The following is a 16,211-nucleotide window of genomic DNA, read 5'->3' as shown; positions in this document are numbered from 1 at the left end:
GCGGCGCCATCGTTGAGTGCGTGAACCTGACGTCGACGGCGGGCCCGTCCGCAGCAGGAACAGGTGACGGAGGAATCAGGGTTCACGGGCAGCGATCGCTTCCACGAGCTGCTCCGTCGTCGGAAGACCCGCCAGCCCGCTCGGCGTGAAGTAGATCCGACAGGCAAGATCCGTGGTCCGCCCGCCCGACGGGAACAGGTCTTCCCCGTCGAGGGTGATCGTCGGGGAACCCGCGAAAGCGACGCCGGCGGCGTCCTCCGGTGTCGCCAGAAGCCGGTAGGTGACGGGGATGTCGGAGTGGCCGGTGGACTTCAGCGCCTGGTCCAGGCGAGGGCCGACGTCCTTCCAGTTCGGGCAGTCGTCGATGTGAAGAACCTCGATCATCATTCTCCGATCATCCTCCCGCCGTGCGCGTCGCACCCGAGGAGAGCACTTCTGAGGTTGAGGGTGTCTGCCCCGGAACATCGATCGTCAGCCCGCTCGTGGCTCGCCTGTCGGCGCCCGCTCTAGTCATCGTCATCGTCGTCTTCTACGAGCTCGCCTTCCCAGGCCTCGCGTCCCTCGTGAATGGCGAAGAGAGCGATGACGAACCCTGCAACCGGGTCAAGCCACGCGGCTCCAGTGAGGGCGTAGAGGACGAGCCCGACGAGGGTGGAGACGCTCAACAGCACGCAGATCCGAGTCTCCGCTGCGTCCGCGAGGATCAGGGGGTCTCCGAGCCTCTTCCCGACACGCGTTTTCACCGCCGCAAGGACCGGCATGACGATGATCGAGAGGATCAGGAGCACGATGCTGACCGGGGAGGACTCGGGAGCGTCACCCGCGATCAGGCTGCGGATGCCCTCGATGCTCACGTAGGCGGCGAGGAGGAAGAACGTCACGGCGACGAACTTCAACGTGCGCCGCTCCTTCGCTTCGTCCGCCTCACCATGCCGCAGCCGCGCCGCCAGGCGCAGCCCTACCAGCACGGCGGCGATCGACTCGATGCCGGAGTCGATGCCGAACCCGATCACGGACACGAGTCCCGCGGCGATACCGGCCGCGATCGCGACGATGCCCTCGATGACGTTGTAGGCGACGGTGAACTGCGCCAGGCGCAGCCCGCGTCGGGTCAGCTGTTCGGTCTCGGCGGGGGTGAGTGCGCTCATTCGGTGGTCCTCTCGGGGCGGGGGTGACGGGTCAGATGGGGAGGACGAATCCGTTGATCAGGTTCTGGAGGCGGTAGATCAACTGGGTCCACAGGCCGCTGACCATGGCGGTGCCGATGAGGATGAGTAGCCCTCCGCCGAGGAGGTTGATGGTGCGGATGTGGCGTTTGAGGAAGCTGGTCGCGGTGGCGGCCCAGGAGAATCCGAGGGCGATCAGCAGGAACGGCAGTCCCAGGCCCAGGCAGTACAGCAGGCCGAGGAACGCGCCGCGGCCGGCGGAGGCGCCGTCCAGGCTCAGCGCGGAGATCGCGGCGAGGGTGGGCCCGAAGCAGGGTGTCCAGCCGAGCCCGAACACCACACCGAGCAGGGGTGCTCCGGCGAGTCCGGTCGCGGGTTTCCAGCGGGGGCGGATGGTGCGTTGCAGGAACCGGACCTGCCCGATGAACACGACGCCCATGAGGATCACGAGCACTCCGAGGATGCGGGTGACGGTGTCCTGCCATTCGAGCAGCCATGTCCCGAGGGCGCCGAACGCGGCGCCGTAGGCGATGAAGACGACGGCGAAACCGGCGATGAACAGGCCCACTCCGGCGACGAGGCGGCGCCGGCTGCCTGTGGCGAGGTCGGGGTTTCCGCCGATGTAGGCGAGGTAGCCGGGGACGAGGGGGAGCACGCACGGGGACGCGAACGAGACGAGGCCGGCGAGGACCGCGATGGGCGCGGCGAGCAGGAGTTGGCCGCTGAACACAGCCTCTCCCCAGTTCACGAGGCCGCCTCCGCGATGGTGTCCGCGATGAGGGTGTCGAGGATGGAGCGGGCGGTGACCCGGCCGAGGATCCGCGCGGCGGGTCGGCCGTCGACGTCGAGCACGAGGGTGGTAGGGACGGCGTTCGCGGCGAACTTCCCAGAGAACGCGAGGGCCACGGCGGCGTCGGTATCGATGATCGAGGGGTAGGTGATGCCGTAGGTGTTCGCGAACGAGGTGGCGGTGTCGGCTTGGTCGCGAACGTTGACACCGAGAAACGCCGCTCCGTTCCCGTCGTACTGCTCGTGCAGCGCTTGCAGGTCGGGTGCTTCGGCGCGGCAGGGGGCGCAGGCGGCGTACCAGAAGTTCACGACGAGCACCTGCCCGCGGTAATCCTCGGAGCTGATCGCGTCGCCCGTTTCGCTCGTTCCGGCGAAGTCGACCGGCTCGCCGCGGCTGCCGACAGGCCATTCGATGACGGTGCCGTCACCGGCGACGTAGTTCTTGTTCGACCCGCCGCGGTACTGCTCCGCGAGGTCGTCCCGCGCGCATCCGCTGGTCCCGATGCCGATCATCGCGAGCGGGGGAAGGGCCAGCAGGGCGCGGCGGCTGAGGGCGCTCACGAGGCGAGAGCGGCGTCGAGAGCGGCCTGGATGTCTTCGAGGCGTTCGAGCTGGATCGCCTCGTCGTTGACGAAGATCGTCGGCGTGCCCTGCACCCCCAGGTCCTTGCCCGCCTCGAAATCAAAGCGCACCCGCTCGAGCGTCGACGGGTCGGCCACATCCGCGTCGTACTGCTCCAGGTCGAGGCCGATCTCCTCCGCGAAGCCGCGGAACACGTCGGCCTTGGAGTCTTGGCTCTCGCCCCAGCTCGCCTGCGTCTGGAACATCCGGTCGTACATCTCCTCGAACCGGTCCTGCCGCGCTGCTGCCTCGACGGCGAGAGCGGCATTCTCGGAGTTGCGATGCGAGGGAATCGGGAAGTAGCGGGTCGCGAAGGTGACCCGGCCTGCGTACTCCTCACGCAGCTGCTCGATGGTCGGGTAGACGGCCGCGCAGACCTCGCACTCGAAGTCGAGGAACTCGACCAGCGTCACCTTCCCGTCCTCCGCCTGATCGAGCATGTGGGTGTTCTGCTCGAGGACGGGCGTCGCGGCGGCGACCTCTTCGCGGGAGGCGGAGAAGGGCCGGAAGATCGCGATCGCGGCGATGACCGCGACGACGAAGACAGCCGCGGCGATGGCGATCAGGTTGACCTTGGTGCTGGTTTTCACGGGTGGTGCTTTCTGTCAGGCCGGTGGTCGGCAGAAACAAGGGGACGGCGCCGTGATCCGGCGAACGGTGAGGCTCAGGGCTGCGCCTCGATCAGGTTTCGCTCGTCTGTGGTTGGGGCGCGTCCGCTCTGCCGAAGACCTGCAGGAGGGCCCAGCCGGCGATGCCGCAGGTGGTGAAGATGTCGGCGACGTTGAAGATCGCGAACCAGTCGACCGCGATGAAGTCGACGACCTCTCCGCCCAGCGGCGTGTCCGCGGCTCGGCTGATGCGGTCCCAGATGTTCCCTGCGCCACCGCCGGCGGCGAGAGCGAGAAGTGCCGGTCCACCCAGCGGAGCCCCGCGGATGGTCCGCACGAACACCCACACCGTGAGGGTCACAAGAATGACGATCAGTCCGACCGCCAGTGCAGGTCCCAGCTCGGAGCCCATCCCGAAGGCGACGCCGGGGTTGAAGATCAACTCGAACCGCGCTCCGAGAGCGAGCTCGATCGTGCGTCCGTCTTCCAGCGCTGTCAGGGCCCAGCTCTTCGTGAGCTGATCAAGACCGAACGCGGCCGCAATCAGCGCAGCGATGAAAGCCACTCGGAGGACGAGCCTGCGCGTGGCGGGCATCAGAACAGCTCGAGGAGTCGAGGCAGAACACCCGACTCGATCAGGATGAACAGACCCAGGCCGATGAATACGGCAGGCACGAGCCAGTGCTCGACCCTCTCCAACAGCTCGGTCACCGTCTTGTTCGTGCCGACGACGCGAGCGATCAGGCACCACACCGCGACGAGGAGGAAGAACACGATGATCGTGACCACCGTGTCCGCGATCGGGCTCGTGCGGAATACGGGCGTGTAGAGGGAGATGTTGTCCGCGCCGTTCGCGATCGTGATCCCCGCAACGCCCAGCAGCCCGACCGCACTGATCGAACTCTCGTCATCGTCGTCGTCATCATCGCCCCTGCTGCGCAGGGTGCGGATGAGCCCGTACAGACCGATCGCCAGCGGGATCAGGCCCAAAAGCCCCACCCACTCATCCGGGATGATCGTCAACCCGGCGGCGGCAACGACGCTGATCGCGACGAGAGTCGCGAAGCCGAGGTACTGCCCCGCCACAACCTTCCAGCCCGGCAGCGAGCCACGGGCGGACGCGAGGAACAGCACCGTCAGAACCACGATGTCATCGATGTTCGTCGCAGCGAACAGTCCGATTGCCGCCGCGATAGTGCCGATCACGGCGCCACTTCCACGCCCCGACGGACCTCCGATGCGGCAGCGTCCACGTCACGTGCGCTCCGTGCTTCCGCCCCGAACGTGCCGCACAGATCCGCTTGGAACCCCGTCGCCTCCAAAAGTGCCTCAGCGGACTCGAGAAGATCGATCAGCTCCGGACGGGCCAACGAGTAGAACACCTGCCGTCCCTCTGCACGCCCCACGACCAGGCCGCACTCGCGCAGGCAGCTCATGTGCTCAGAAGCCGTCGACTGCGCCACGCCCAGCTCCGCCACTAGATCACTGACCCGAGCCTCACCATGCTGAAGTCGCCGCACGATCTGGAGACGCTTCGGGTCGGCCAAAGAGTGAAAGAGGGAGACGGCGGCAGAGGTGCCCCGCACGTGATCAATCGGCATGCACCGATGTTATCGACAGAAATCGATTTGAGCGACCACTGCCGAGGTGTTCGCGAACGATCGTTTACGAGACGGTCGAGCAGCGCGGCGGTCCAATCGGCGCGCCGTGTTCCACGGCCCGTGTCCGAGAGCTATGACCCGCAACCTACGTTCGCAGTACAGTCAGGCCTATGGCTTCGATCGGATACGCGCGCGTCTCGACCAGAGACCAGAACCCCGACGCTCAGACCGATGCGCTCACGGCAGCCGGCTGCGAGAAGGTGTTCGTCGAGCACGCCTCCGGAGTACTCGCGAAGCGTCCCGCGCTCGAGGACGCTCTCGACTACCTCCGCGAGGGTGACTCCCTCGTCGTGACGAAGCTCGATCGCCTCGGCCGGTCCGTGCGGAACTTGAAAGAGGTAGCCGACGGCCTCCAGCAGCGCGGCGTCGGACTGAAGGCGCTGTCTCAGGGCATCGACACCACCACTCCGGGCGGCCGGCTGTTCTTCCACATGCTCGCCGCGATCGCGGAGTTCGAGCACGACCTCATCGTGGAGCGAACCCACGACGGCCTTGCCGCCGCTCGAGCTCGCGGACGTAAGGGCGGCGGGCGCTTCAAGATGACGCCGACGAAGGCGAAACAGGCGCGTGCGATGTACGACGAGAAGACCTACACGGTCCAGCAGATCGCCGACACCTTCGGCGTGTCTCGCGGCACCATCTACCGCCACCTCACCGAAGACCACTGAGAGCCGCCGCGACGAGCGTCGCGGTTCACAGACCCGAGCGAACACCGGCCTCTGGCCGGCGGCGGTGTTGAGCGCTGTGCGCATTTTTGCCTGGAAGCCTTCGGCAGCGTACGGGCCTCCAGTGTCCGCGCAAGCCGCTGCGCGGCCGGCTCCTCCGAGGTTCTCGGCACGCGGTCGCTGCGCTCCCTCACATCGCGCCGACAACCTCTCCTCCTCCGCCCTCCGGGTTGCGCTCCCGCCCCCGACCCTGCTCGGCACTACGTGCCTTCCAGGCAAAAAAACGCTGGGAGAGAAGGAAGAACAGGCGAGCCAAACCATCCCCGCTGGCTTGACAAATCTGATTGAGAATCACGGTCGGGTTAGCGCTCGACAGCGAGTCCCACGCCTCGCCGGCGAGGTACGCCTCGACCAGGTCGTCCTGCGTCTCGGAGGGAACGCCGTACTCCGAGAGGAACTCGCGGGCGATGACGACCTCCGAGTGCTCGGCTTCCGTGCTCGCGCTCGCAGGCGCGGCTCCGGTGAGAGCGAGTGCGAGGACGGCGATCCCCGCCATCAGCTTGGATCTGAATCCAGACATGAGTGTCTCCGTTTCTTGTTCCGGGTGGAACATTGCGTGACAAGGTACTGATGGCGTGCACAGGTGGCCAAGGCTTCGGAGTACGGTGGCGCGTTCGCTGCGCCACAGACGCGATTCTCGCCGCGCCGTGTGCCGGTGCGCGGGGGCCCTGCGCCAGTTCGTGCCGCGGTCCCGTCCGTCTCCGTAGGCTCCGACGCATGTCAGATCAGGTCCAGGCCGGAGTTCAGCACGGAAATGTGCGGGGGATTCTCGCCCGTCGGTGGTTCGCGGTCGCGGCCTCCCTGGTCTTCGCCTTCGGCTGGCTGCTGATCCCCGGAATCGGCTGGCCGATCGGCGCCGTTCTGGTCCTGTGGAGCTCGTCGTGGACCGCCGCCGAGAAGAGCTCGGCGCTCACGATCCCACTGGTCGCGGCCGCGCTGGTCGGCAGCGGAGCGGGGCTCGTATTCGGGCTGCACGCCGTGCCGAGTTCGAGCATGACGATCTGGACCGCGGTGTGTGCCGGGCTGCTGGCGGGAGGCGTGACGAGCGTCGTTCTGGGGGTCCGGCTGTGCGCCGGGGCACTCCGCAGGCCTGCAGCGTCGGGCGACCGCTCGCTGTCCGGGGCGGCCCCTGCGCCTCGCGCGCACGACGTCAGCTGACGGGAGGGGGCGTCGGCTCCTGAGGGAGGCCGCCCTGTCTCAGCCGGGGTCGTGCGCACCCCGGCGGAGGCGAGCGCCTCGACGGCTCGAAGGGCGCAGGTCCGCCGGCGTCCTCGCGCGTCGGCAGGTCCCGCTCAGCGCCCGCCGGCCCCGCTCGCGTCGTAGCGGAGCCGCACCAGCTCCGAGCCCGGCAGAACCGTCGCGTCGAGGAGGCGCAGCCCGTGCTGCGGCACCCCGGAGTAGAGCGGCGTGCCGCCGCCCGCGAGTCCGGCGCCGACGAGGACGATCAGCTCGTCCACCAGACCCTGCTCGAGGAGCGGATTCCAGGTGGTGCCGCTGCCGAACATCAGCAGGTCGCCCCCGTCGCCCTGCTTGAGCCGTCCGATCTCGGCCGGACCCTGCTCCCGCGGCACGATCCGCGTGGTGGCGGCCCACGGCGCCGCCGGATCGGGAGCCAGGGAGTCGCTGATCACCAGCGCGTCGAGCGACGTGACCAGCCGCGCGGTCTCGTGCTCCCGCTCGCCCGCCGTTCCGTCCGCGGCGACGGCGCTCCAGCTGTCCCAGTTGTCGCGGAACCAGCCGCCGCCGTAGACGAGCGTGCCCGCGCGGCGCAGCAGCTCGAGGTTGTGGTCGTTGAACGCGTCCTCGAACGGCAGCGCCGAGAGGTCGTGCCCGGGCCCCTCGAAGCGGCCGTCGAGCGAGGTGAGGACGGAGACGACGAGCCTGCTCATGCGGGGGATGCTACTCAGGCGGGGGTGCCGGGTGAAGGGGCGCGGAGGGCCGCGAGCCGGAGGAACAGCGGCGGGGGCAACTCGCCCGGCAGGGGTGTCCGAGAAGCGTTGGCAGCGGTGTTCCCGATCACCTTTCGATACGCGGCTGGATAGTGTCGAGCCGGGAAAAGGCGTCTACGGGGAACAGGTACGGGTGATGGTCGAGCGACCGGAGTTGGACAGGGCGAAGGAGAGAGTCGCACGAGCTGCCGGCGATCTGAGCAAGCGGGCGCGGAGCGCTACGACGCAGGTGATGGAGCAGGCCGGCGATCTCCGCGAAGCAGCCGCCGAGAAGTTCGGCCCGAGGAGCCTCCAGTCGTACGAGGAGGTCACGGCCGAGTACAACCGCGCCTTCACGGCGATGAGCGACGACGGGCTCTCCCTCCTCCGGCAACGCGAGCGCTCCACCGACCTGATCGCTCTCGTCGAGCTCGTGGTGAACAGCATCGCCAACACGCCCAAGTCCTTCAGCGGGGACTTCGAGCAGATCGAGCTCGACAGAGCCCGGTTCCTGGACGCCGAGGAGATCGCCCGCGCTGATCTGGTCGCTGCACGGAAGTCCGCGGCGGGAGCGGGCGCCGGTGTCACCGCCGGAGCGGCGATCGCGAGCGTCGCGCCGACCGCCGCCATGTGGGTCGCCACCACGTTCGGCACCGCGTCGACCGGGACCGCGATCTCGACCCTGTCCGGTGCCGCTGCGAGCCAGGCCGCCCTGGCATGGCTCGGCGGCGGGGCCGTCGCTGCCGGTGGCGGAGGGACCGTCGCGGGAGGAGCGCTGCTCGCGCTGGCAGGCCCGGTCGGCTGGAGCCTCGCAGGCGCCGCCGTCCTCACCTCGGTCGTCCTGTTCACGAAGAAGAAGTTCGAGAACCGCGAGACGAAGCACGAGATGCTCACCGCCGTCATGCGGAACATCGCGCAGGTGCAGGCGATGGACGCGCAGATCGACGACCTCCTCCAGCGCACCGCCTCTACTCGAGAGCTGCTTCTGAAGGTCTACGGCGAGGCGCTGCCGCTCTTCGGGGCGGACTTCGCGACCCTGGCTCCCGCCCAGCAATCGCAGCTCGCCGCGCTGGTGAACGTCGCGAAAGCGAGTGCGGCACTGCTGAGCGCCCGTGTGGAGCAGGCCGCCGACGATGCCTGATCTCGCCGACGTCGCCAGAAGCACTCACGAGCAGGCCGTCGCCGCCTGGGTGGGCTACCTGAACCAGGTGCGCGTCGATCGACTCATGGGCGCCCTGAGCAGGCAGGACCGGAACCTCTCGACGGCTCTCGACCATCTGGATACAGCCCTCCTGCACATAGGCGACGTGGTCTCGTCGAACCGCGGTGGGGTGAAGGGCGCGCATGGATTCATCGCCGAGGTCGCCGAGGTCGGCATCGGCAACGCCCGTGCCGCTGTGCTCGGGACGACCGGCGGCAACTCCTGGGTGAACGACAACGGCCCCGTCGATCTGATGCGGAACGGCCTGCTGATCCAGCAGAAGTTCTCCGCCGCCGGCGGGCGGTTCGGCCTCGGCGCGATCACGGAGCACCTCGAGAGGTACCCGGACTTCGTGAGGAACGGCGGCAGGTACCAGATCCCGAGCGACCACTTCGAGGTCATCCAGAAGCTGCACGCGATGTCCGCCGAGGATGCGGCGAAGGTCCTCTCCCGGAGCGGGGACGGTCCGTCCCTCCGCGACTGGAACCGGGTGAAGACGTTTTTCTCGAGCGAGACGATCGACATCGCGGCACTCGAGCCCTCCCGGCTGGAGTACCGCGACGTGCAGCTCGGTGCGTACACCGACACGTTCGCGGCGGAGGAGGGAAGGATCACGGCGACCGACGAGGCCGCCCGCACGGCTGCCGTTCGGGAGAACCGGGCGACGGTGCGCCAGGGCGCTCAGGTCACCGTCGCCGCCGCCGGGATCGAGGGTGGGACCGCGTTCGTCTCCGCGGTCCTCGCCAAGCGCCGCGAAGGCACGAAGCTCAAGGAGTTCTCGGCCGACGACTGGAAGGACATCGCGAACGCCTCCGGTCTCGGCGCGGTGAAGGGCGGTATCCGCGGTCTCACGATCTACTCACTCACCAATCTCACTGCGACGTCGGCCGCCACGGCGAACACGGTCACGACCGCCGCGCTGGGGATCGCGGGCCAGGCGAGCAGGCTGCGAGCGGGCGACATCTCCGAGATCGAGTTCATCGAGAACTCCGAGATCCTCTGCCTCCAGGCCGGCATCAGCGCGCTGTCCTCGGTCGTCGGGCAGGTGCTCATCCCGGTCCCCGTCCTCGGCGCCGTCATCGGCAACACCGTCGGCTCCGTCATGTTCAGCGTCGCGTCGTCCTCGCTCTCCGCCCGGGAAGAAGCGCTCATCGCCGGATATCTCGAGGACCAGCGCTCACTCGATCAACAGCTGGCCGCCGACTACGCCGATCTCCTGGCGAAGCTCGAGACGAGAATGCTGCACTTCATCGACATCCTCGACCGGGCGTTCTCTCCCGACATCGAGGTCGCGCTTCTCGGGGCGATCGACCTCGCGGCCCGAGTCGGGGTGCCCTCGGAGGAGATCCTGGACACCGACGAGAAGGTGAACGCGTACTTCCTCGACTAGGTGCCCGCGGGGCGGGGCCGGACGTCGTTCGTTGCTGGGGCGTTGTGCCGGCCTGGCCCCACGTGTTCCGGATGGTGCTGCCGGCACCCCCGCCGCGCACCCCTCCTCACATCGCCGCCGCCAGCGCGTCCCGCAGCGTCGCCCGCGCCCGCGCGTGGCGGCTCCGCACGGTCGCGGCGCGGAGGGACAGGATCTCGGCCGCCTCGGCGAGGGAGAAGCCGTCCCAGTAGACGAGGGTGATGATCTCCTGGTCGACGGGCTTCAGCTGCGCGATCGCGGCGCGGACGTCCTCCGCCGCGTCGTCGGCGGGTGCGGGCGGAGTGATGCGGAGCTCCTCCGCCAGCCGCTCGACGAGCGCGCTCCTCCGGGTAGCGGTGCGGCGCTGGCCCGAGAGCACCCGCCGTGCGACGCCGAACGCCCACATCCGCGCGCGCGTCTCGTCCTCGGGGATCGACCGCTCCTTCCGCCAGAGGATCAGGAGGGTGTCGCTGAGGAGATCCGCGGCGTCCTCGGGGCTCGCCGTCCGCCGCGCGAAGTAGCGGAGCAGGTCCGCCGCCTCCCGCTCGACCAGGGCCGTTATCTCTGCCCCGCGGTCGCGCGCGGGGGAGCGGACGACGCTGCGGGCCATCGACGGCGCCGCCTCGCCGGCGCTCATCACAGCGCTCCCGTGCAGTCGGTGCTGCCGCCCAGGCCGCCGTCGCCCTCGACGATCACGCCCTCGGGGATCGTGTCGAGGATGTGGTCGTCCGCGGCGGTGATCCAGGCCCGCCAGCGGATCGTCTCCTCCGAGAGGCCGGGGCCGTCGCTGTTCATGTCCGAGGCCAGCCAGGCGGGGTCGGTCGTGTAGGCGAGCGCGTCGTCGTGGATCCGCTGGCCGATGCCGTTCCAGTCCTGCGCGCGGAGGTAGTCGGTCGCGGAGGTGGTGACCTCGCGGTAGTCGATCTCGCCGTTGAAGTAGTCGATCGAGCACGACACCGCTGAGCCGGAGTCGGTGGTGTAGGTGATCGGGATCGTGAAGTCGGGGACCGAGCGGACGTCGGTGCCGGCGCTGGTCGCCAGCACGAGACCCGGGACGAGGAGGACGGGAGCCGCCAGCCACCACGCCCTCGACCGCGCGGGACGGCGGGGCGCGCGCTCGCGGGTCTCGGCGATCACGGCGTGCAGGGCGGTGCGGACGCCGGGCGCCCGGTCGTCGGTCGCGGGGTCGCTGCGGGAGAGCAGGTCGTCGAGTGTGCGTCGCGTCATCGGGTCCATCCTTCGTCGGTCGGGCGTCTACCGAGTACGTGGCCGGGTGGGGCCCGAGCGTTGCACGGGACCTGACGGGAGGAGTGAGCCGAGCCGGTCGCGCGCGCTCACTTCTTAGAACTCCTTCGCGAGGACCCGTCAAAAGGCGCCATATTCGGCTTCACCCCGGTCCTTTTCTCATCGGTTATGGCCCCGACAAGGGGGGCCCACTTCTCTATGGCGAGAGGGAGGCCGACCTATACGTTCATCTTCGGAAGCCCGCGCGGAATGCGTGCTCCCCTTCGGAGTCTGGGGCCTCCGCACTCGCTGCGACATCCGTGTCGTTCGTCGTGTCGACGTTTCGCTCATCTCCACGACCGACTACAGGACTGAGAAGCAGAACCATGGCTTTCACGACCCGGCGGCGCCGCCCCTCACGGCACCGTGCGCCGTCGCGCCTCGGAGTGCGGGCCGTCGTCTTCGCGACGATCGGCGCTCTCCTCGTCGGCTCGTGGGGGCTCGGCGACGTCTCCGCCTCGTCTCCCGCTCAGGCCGCGAACCAGGCGGATCCGGTCGCCGGCGACGCCCCCGCTCCTCTCCCGACGCCCGTCGCACCGACACCGCCGGCAGCCCCCGAGGCCGATCCGGCACCCGCTCCGTCGGCACCCGCTCCGTCGGCACCCGCTCCGTCGGCACCCGCTCCGTCGGCACCCGCTCCGTCGGCACCCACTCCGTCAGCGTCCGCCCCGTCGGCGTCCGCCCCGTCGGCACCCGCCGAGGCCGCGGAGTCGCCGAGTGCCACGGCGGAGGAGCCCGCTCAGGACGAGCCCGATCCCGCAGCGCCCCGCAGCGCCGCGCAGACGGAGCAGCCCGTCGAGCCGACGCCCGCCGAGTCGGCGCCCGCTCCTCCGGCGGCTGCGGACGACGATCAGGAGTCGGACCGCGGCCCGCCCGCGACGGCGCGAGCAGCGGGAGGCTTCTCCACGCTCGCGGCCGGCGTCGCCGAGGCCCCGCGACAGGTGTGGACGGAGACCTTCGAGCAGGGCCTGACCGCCACCCCGAGCGCGCTCACCGCCTACGCGAACGGCCGCTACACGGCCGCCACCGGCTGGTCGACCGCCACGAACTGCACCGGCGTCCTGGTCAACTACACGGCGCCCTACCCCAACTCCGCCTTCTGCCCGACCCGGCCCCTCCTCACCGTCGGCACGGGATCGTCGGCCGCACGCGAGACCCGCCGCATGGCGGACGTCCTCGGCCAGGTGGCGGCCGGAGTGCCGGGGTCCACCTCCAGCACCGCACCGGCCAACGGCTCGAACACCGGCACGCAGGCGAACCACGCCCTGGTCGAGTACCCGTACGCCGCCGTCACCGGCGGCACGACCGTCGCCCAGAGCGCCGCGGGGATCGGCGTCTCCGCTCCCGCCGCCCGCTACTACGCCGTCGGCATGAACGCCGCCGGCGGGCAGTGCGGGACGAACAACGCGTCCCTCTCCCTCAACCTGGTGTCGGGCGGGTCCACCGTCCTCACCGGATTCGCCGCACCGGTCGTGCCCTGCGCCGCGACCGGCGGCGTGTTCTACACGTCCCCGACCCTCCCGCTGGTCGGCGGGCTCGGCTCGCTCGTCGATCCCGCGCTCCCCGCCTCCGCCCGCGCCGCCGCCTACACCGGCACGAGCACCGCGCTCCTCACTCCGGCGCAGATCGCCGCGGCCCAGGTGCAGCTCGTGAACACGGTCACCGGCACGGGAAGCGCCTTCGCCGTCGACGACCTCCGCGTGCTGGACGTCACCCCCGCTCTCGACGCGGCCTTCACGCAGGCCGTGCCGACCGCGACGGTGCCGACCACGCTGACCTACACCGTCACCAACACCAGCGACCTCCTCGCGAAGGCGGACTGGCGCTTCTCGACCGCTCTCCCGGCCGGCCTCGTCGTGGCCCCGACGCCTGCCGTCGGAGGGTCCTGCACCGACGTCACCGGAACGGCGTTCGCCGTGACCGCGGCCGCCGGATCCTCCTCCGTCTCGACGGTCGGCGGCGACCTCGCCGCGGGCGCGACCTCCTGCACGATCTCGGTGGACGTGGTGGCCGCCGCCGCCGGGACGTACAGCACCGGGACCACGACTCCCACCGGCCTCATCGCCTCCGCTCCCACCTCGGTGACGATCCAGGCCGCGACGACCCTCACCGTCCGGAAGAACCTGCCGGTGCGCAGCGCCACGGGCGACCAGTTCACGCTCTCGGTGCGCAGCGGCACGACCGTCCTCGCGTCGGCGACCACCACGGGCACCGCCACCGGGATCCAGGCCGCGCAGATCAGCCGCCTCACCGTGCAGTCCGGAGCGACGTACACGATCGCCGAGGCGCAGACCGCGGGCGCGGGCCTGGGGTACTCCAACAGCTACGAGTGCTCGCGCGGCGGTACGGTCATCGCCTCCGGAGCATCCGCCGCCGGGTCGATCACGATCCCCAGCGAGGCGGGAGCAGAGGTGCTCTGCACCTTCACGAACACGGTGCAGACGCCGCGCCTGTTCTGCGACACCGGCCGCTTCTACTCCCTCACGGCGGCCGGCGCCCTGCAGCAGGCCGACATCGTCACGGGATCCCTGACCTCGATCGGCAGCTGGTCGGGGACCGCCGAGGCCAACGCGCTCGGCGTCGGCGCGAACGGCGCCTTCGCCTACGCGCTGGACCGCTCGTCCGACGCGACGGACGTCGACGCCGTCCTCAAGTGGACGCCGGAGGCGGGCTTCCAGAGGATCGCGAACAGCGCGTACACGACCGTGGCCGGCGGAGCGCAGGTGACCGGCAGCATCGTCGCCGGCGCGGTCGACCTCCGGACGGGCCGGTACCTGTTCGGCAGCTTCGCGAGCGGCCAGTTCTACATCTGGAGCTTCACCGAGGCCAACCCCGTCGCCACCCGGTTCGCCCTCGTCGGCTCCTTCCCCACCTCCGGAACCCCCAACGGCAACGGCGACATGGCGTTCGACGCTCGCGGCAACCTCTACGTCGTCGGCGCGGGCTCGGTCAACAACGCCAGCAGCGCCGCGATCTTCACCGTGCCGGCCGACGCCCTGGCCGCGGCGACCGGGGGCACCCTCCCGGTGAACACCTCGATCGCGAAGGCCGTGACGGGGACCGACGCCGCCTTCGCCAACATCAACGGCATCGCCTTCTCGCCGCGCGGAACCGTCTACCTCGCCAACGGCGACGTCGCCGCCGCGAACGGTGTCCCCGCGATCCCCGGCAGCGCCTACGAGTTCGACGCCACCACGTGGACCCGCGTCAGCGGCACGCCGCGCGTGAGCGTCAACGCCGTCGACCTCTCCGGCTGCTCCTCGCCGGCCACGATCACCGTGCAGAAGAGCGTGGTGGGCCGCCTGGCCGCGGCGGACCAGTTCCAGCTCACGGCCGCCGCCGGCTCTCCGGCGTCGCCGTTCGCCACGGCCACCACCACCGGCGCCACCACCGGCCGCCAGACCGCGCAGATCGGCCCCTTCCCCACTCCGATCAACAGCACGGTGACGGTCTCGGAGGCGATGGCCGCGGGCTCCGCCTCCCCGATCACCGCCTACACGAGCATCTACGAGTGCTACGCGGACGGCGTGCGGGTGAGCGCGGGCTCGAACCCGACCGGGACGGTCACCCTCCCGAACCGGCTCGGCGTCAACGTCACCTGCACCTTCTTCAACTCCCCGCGCCCCGCCTCCACCGTGCGGATCACCAAGACGATCCGGGACGCCTCCGGCACCACCCGCCCCGGCGTGGACTGGACCGTGGGCACGACCGCGACGGCCACGGCGGGCACCGTCGCCCTGCTGCCGGAGCAGTCGCCCCGCCAGCAGACGGACGCCGCGGGCCAGGCCGCCTGGACCGTCCTGTTCGGCACGGAGGCGTCGCGGGCGACGCTCACCGTCTCGGAGGTGCAGCAGACGGGCTTCGCGTTCGTCAGCGGCGCCTGCACGGTCAACGGCGCCGCCCGGGCGACCACCTTCTCGCAGTCGGGGACCGTCATCAGCGCGAGCCTCACCGGCATCGCCTCCGCGGCGGTCGTCGAGTGCTCGATCGTGAACCGGCCCACGGCCTCCCTCACGCTCGTGAAGACGGTGAGCTCCGGCAGCGCGCTGCCCAGTGACTTCACGCTCAGCGCCACCGGCCCGACCGGCGCCCTGCCCGGCCCGACCGGCCGCGCGGGCTCCGCGGGGGTGTCGGCGATCCCCGTCACCCCGGGTGCCGCCTACCGGCTCGCCGAGACCGGGGGCCCCGCCACCTCTGTGCAGACCGGGCCCTGGCAGTGCCGCACCGACACCGGTGCCGCCCTCACCGTGAGCGCGGCCGGAGACGTGACCCCGACGAACGGTGCCGCCGTCACCTGCACCGTGGACAACGCCAGCGCGACGATCACCCTGGTCAAGCAGGTCCTGCGCCCCCAGACCGGGTTCCAGGCCGCCGACTGGCGCGTCACCGCGACGCCCGCCGCACTGGCCGGAGCGACGCTCCCGACGGAGACCCGGGCCGGCGCGGAGTACGCCGCCGCGGGCAACCCGGCGAGCACCTTCGAGGTGCGACCGGGCCACGGCTACACGCTGTCCGAGGCGGCGACGGATCCGACCCGCCGCCTCGCGTACCAGGAACTGCGTCTCGAGCGCCTGACCGGGACGACGTGGTCCCCGGTCGCCTCGCGGACGATCACGGCCCCCACGGCCGGTCAGACGGCGGTCTACCGCTTCGTCAACGCCCCCGTGGACCCCACACGCCTGCCGCTGACCGGTGGCGCCAGCACCGACGCGTTCCTCCTGGGCGGGGGGTCGGTGCTCACTCTCGCACTCGGCCTCCTCCTCTGGGAGCGGCGCCGGAGGCTGCGAGGCCCCTCCCGGTGACGCCCCGACCGAGAGCCC

The 16,211-nt window shown here is 70.3% G+C and carries 17 protein-coding genes; 5 read left to right on the top strand and 12 right to left on the bottom strand.

Translation table 11 applies throughout. The features are described 5' to 3' along the window. Nucleotides 1-75 precede the first annotated feature (75 nt). The 8 genes from C5B93_RS04690 to C5B93_RS04655 all read right to left on the bottom strand — a co-directional run bounded on the left by C5B93_RS04690 (nt 76) and on the right by C5B93_RS04655 (nt 4,785). A complete protein-coding gene (locus tag C5B93_RS04690; protein ID WP_055794463.1) occupies nt 76-387 on the bottom strand; it encodes a hypothetical protein in 312 nt (103 codons plus the stop codon). A gap of 119 nt (nt 388-506) precedes the next feature. Continuing rightward, nucleotides 507-1,148 carry a cation diffusion facilitator family transporter gene (locus tag C5B93_RS04685; RefSeq protein WP_055794460.1) on the bottom strand — a complete coding sequence of 214 codons (642 nt, stop codon included), beginning with the start codon at nt 1,146-1,148 and terminating at the stop codon, nt 507-509. A gap of 31 nt (nt 1,149-1,179) precedes the next feature. Beyond that, nucleotides 1,180-1,896, bottom strand: a complete 717-nt coding sequence (locus tag C5B93_RS04680; RefSeq protein WP_374952936.1) for a cytochrome c biogenesis CcdA family protein — start codon at nt 1,894-1,896, stop codon at nt 1,180-1,182. A 14-nt stretch (nt 1,897-1,910) separates the two neighbouring features. After that, nucleotides 1,911-2,516, bottom strand: coding sequence for a TlpA disulfide reductase family protein (locus C5B93_RS04675; RefSeq protein WP_104233615.1), 606 nt, complete (start codon nt 2,514-2,516; stop codon nt 1,911-1,913). Next, nucleotides 2,513-3,166: a thioredoxin domain-containing protein gene (locus C5B93_RS04670; protein ID WP_082481720.1), complete on the bottom strand. Its 654-nt coding sequence runs from the start codon at nt 3,164-3,166 to the stop codon at nt 2,513-2,515. Before C5B93_RS04670 ends, C5B93_RS04675 begins: the two co-directional genes overlap by 4 nt. Nucleotides 3,167-3,257: 91 nt before the next feature. Then, complete coding sequence (locus tag C5B93_RS04665; protein ID WP_162238049.1) at nt 3,258-3,749, bottom strand: signal peptidase II; 492 nt, start codon at nt 3,747-3,749, stop codon at nt 3,258-3,260. A gap of 29 nt (nt 3,750-3,778) precedes the next feature. After that, a complete protein-coding gene (locus tag C5B93_RS04660; protein ID WP_055794455.1) occupies nt 3,779-4,390 on the bottom strand; it encodes a cadmium resistance transporter in 612 nt (203 codons plus the stop codon). Continuing rightward, nucleotides 4,387-4,785: a helix-turn-helix transcriptional regulator gene (locus C5B93_RS04655; protein ID WP_055794452.1), complete on the bottom strand. Its 399-nt coding sequence runs from the start codon at nt 4,783-4,785 to the stop codon at nt 4,387-4,389. Before C5B93_RS04655 ends, C5B93_RS04660 begins: the two co-directional genes overlap by 4 nt. Nucleotides 4,786-4,955: 170 nt before the next feature. Here C5B93_RS04655 and C5B93_RS04650 point away from each other — a divergent pair, with 170 nt between their 5' ends. Further along, complete coding sequence (locus C5B93_RS04650; protein ID WP_104256092.1) at nt 4,956-5,513, top strand: recombinase family protein; 558 nt, start codon at nt 4,956-4,958, stop codon at nt 5,511-5,513. Between the two features lie 187 nt (nt 5,514-5,700). Here C5B93_RS04650 and C5B93_RS04645 read toward each other — a convergent pair whose 3' ends face one another. Next, nucleotides 5,701-6,090 (bottom strand): hypothetical protein, encoded by a 390-nt coding sequence (locus tag C5B93_RS04645; RefSeq protein ID WP_104257770.1) that lies wholly within the window; start codon nt 6,088-6,090, stop codon nt 5,701-5,703. 197 nt (nt 6,091-6,287) lie between these two features. Between C5B93_RS04645 and C5B93_RS04640 the strand changes: the two genes are divergently transcribed. Further along, nucleotides 6,288-6,728 carry a hypothetical protein gene (locus C5B93_RS04640; protein ID WP_146078440.1) on the top strand — a complete coding sequence of 147 codons (441 nt, stop codon included), beginning with the start codon at nt 6,288-6,290 and terminating at the stop codon, nt 6,726-6,728. Between the two features lie 134 nt (nt 6,729-6,862). Here the strand turns inward: C5B93_RS04640 and C5B93_RS04635 are convergent, their stop codons facing one another. After that, a complete protein-coding gene (locus C5B93_RS04635) occupies nt 6,863-7,459 on the bottom strand; it encodes a dihydrofolate reductase family protein (protein WP_104291927.1) in 597 nt (198 codons plus the stop codon). A 289-nt stretch (nt 7,460-7,748) separates the two neighbouring features. Between C5B93_RS04635 and C5B93_RS04630 the strand changes: the two genes are divergently transcribed. Both C5B93_RS04630 and C5B93_RS04625 read left to right on the top strand, forming a co-directional pair. Next, nucleotides 7,749-8,639 (top strand): hypothetical protein, encoded by an 891-nt coding sequence (locus C5B93_RS04630; protein ID WP_219814021.1) that lies wholly within the window; start codon nt 7,749-7,751, stop codon nt 8,637-8,639. Next, nucleotides 8,632-10,089, top strand: coding sequence for a hypothetical protein (locus tag C5B93_RS04625; RefSeq protein ID WP_104291926.1), 1,458 nt, complete (start codon nt 8,632-8,634; stop codon nt 10,087-10,089). The genes C5B93_RS04630 and C5B93_RS04625 overlap by 8 nt, the downstream gene beginning before the upstream one ends. A gap of 106 nt (nt 10,090-10,195) precedes the next feature. Here the strand turns inward: C5B93_RS04625 and C5B93_RS04620 are convergent, their stop codons facing one another. Together C5B93_RS04620 and C5B93_RS04615 are read right to left on the bottom strand one after the other, a co-directional pair. Continuing rightward, a complete protein-coding gene (locus tag C5B93_RS04620) occupies nt 10,196-10,744 on the bottom strand; it encodes an RNA polymerase sigma factor (protein ID WP_219814020.1) in 549 nt (182 codons plus the stop codon). Next, nucleotides 10,744-11,334: a hypothetical protein gene (locus tag C5B93_RS04615; RefSeq protein WP_104291925.1), complete on the bottom strand. Its 591-nt coding sequence runs from the start codon at nt 11,332-11,334 to the stop codon at nt 10,744-10,746. Before C5B93_RS04615 ends, C5B93_RS04620 begins: the two co-directional genes overlap by 1 nt. 383 nt (nt 11,335-11,717) lie before the next feature. Between C5B93_RS04615 and C5B93_RS04610 the strand changes: the two genes are divergently transcribed. Further along, entirely contained in the window at nt 11,718-16,193 is a 4,476-nt protein-coding gene (locus C5B93_RS04610; protein ID WP_104291924.1) for an LPXTG cell wall anchor domain-containing protein, read from the top strand. The last annotated feature ends 18 nt before the right edge of the window (nt 16,194-16,211 follow it).

Source organism: Rathayibacter sp. AY1A2, from assembly GCF_002930935.1.
Lineage (GTDB): Bacteria > Actinomycetota > Actinomycetes > Actinomycetales > Microbacteriaceae > Rathayibacter.
The sequence above is the reverse complement of the archived record's forward strand: the minus strand, read 5'-3'. Positions and strand labels throughout refer to the sequence as shown.

What these genes read in the sequence shown, in the direction of transcription:
- C5B93_RS04690 (WP_055794463.1), bottom strand. Translation starts at nt 387, where the DNA reads ATGATGATCGAGGTTCTTCACATCGACGACTGCCCGAACTGGAAGGAC.
- C5B93_RS04685 (WP_055794460.1), bottom strand. Translation starts at nt 1,148, where the DNA reads ATGAGCGCACTCACCCCCGCCGAGACCGAACAGCTGACCCGACGCGGG.
- C5B93_RS04655 (WP_055794452.1), bottom strand. Translation starts at nt 4,785, where the DNA reads ATGCCGATTGATCACGTGCGGGGCACCTCTGCCGCCGTCTCCCTCTTT.
- C5B93_RS04650 (WP_104256092.1), top strand. Translation starts at nt 4,956, where the DNA reads ATGGCTTCGATCGGATACGCGCGCGTCTCGACCAGAGACCAGAACCCC.
- C5B93_RS04645 (WP_104257770.1), bottom strand. Translation starts at nt 6,090, where the DNA reads ATGTCTGGATTCAGATCCAAGCTGATGGCGGGGATCGCCGTCCTCGCA.
- C5B93_RS04640 (WP_146078440.1), top strand. Translation starts at nt 6,288, where the DNA reads ATGTCAGATCAGGTCCAGGCCGGAGTTCAGCACGGAAATGTGCGGGGG.
- C5B93_RS04635 (WP_104291927.1), bottom strand. Translation starts at nt 7,459, where the DNA reads ATGAGCAGGCTCGTCGTCTCCGTCCTCACCTCGCTCGACGGCCGCTTC.
- C5B93_RS04625 (WP_104291926.1), top strand. Translation starts at nt 8,632, where the DNA reads ATGCCTGATCTCGCCGACGTCGCCAGAAGCACTCACGAGCAGGCCGTC.
- C5B93_RS04620 (WP_219814020.1), bottom strand. Translation starts at nt 10,744, where the DNA reads ATGAGCGCCGGCGAGGCGGCGCCGTCGATGGCCCGCAGCGTCGTCCGC.
- C5B93_RS04615 (WP_104291925.1), bottom strand. Translation starts at nt 11,334, where the DNA reads ATGACGCGACGCACACTCGACGACCTGCTCTCCCGCAGCGACCCCGCG.
- C5B93_RS04610 (WP_104291924.1), top strand. Translation starts at nt 11,718, where the DNA reads ATGGCTTTCACGACCCGGCGGCGCCGCCCCTCACGGCACCGTGCGCCG.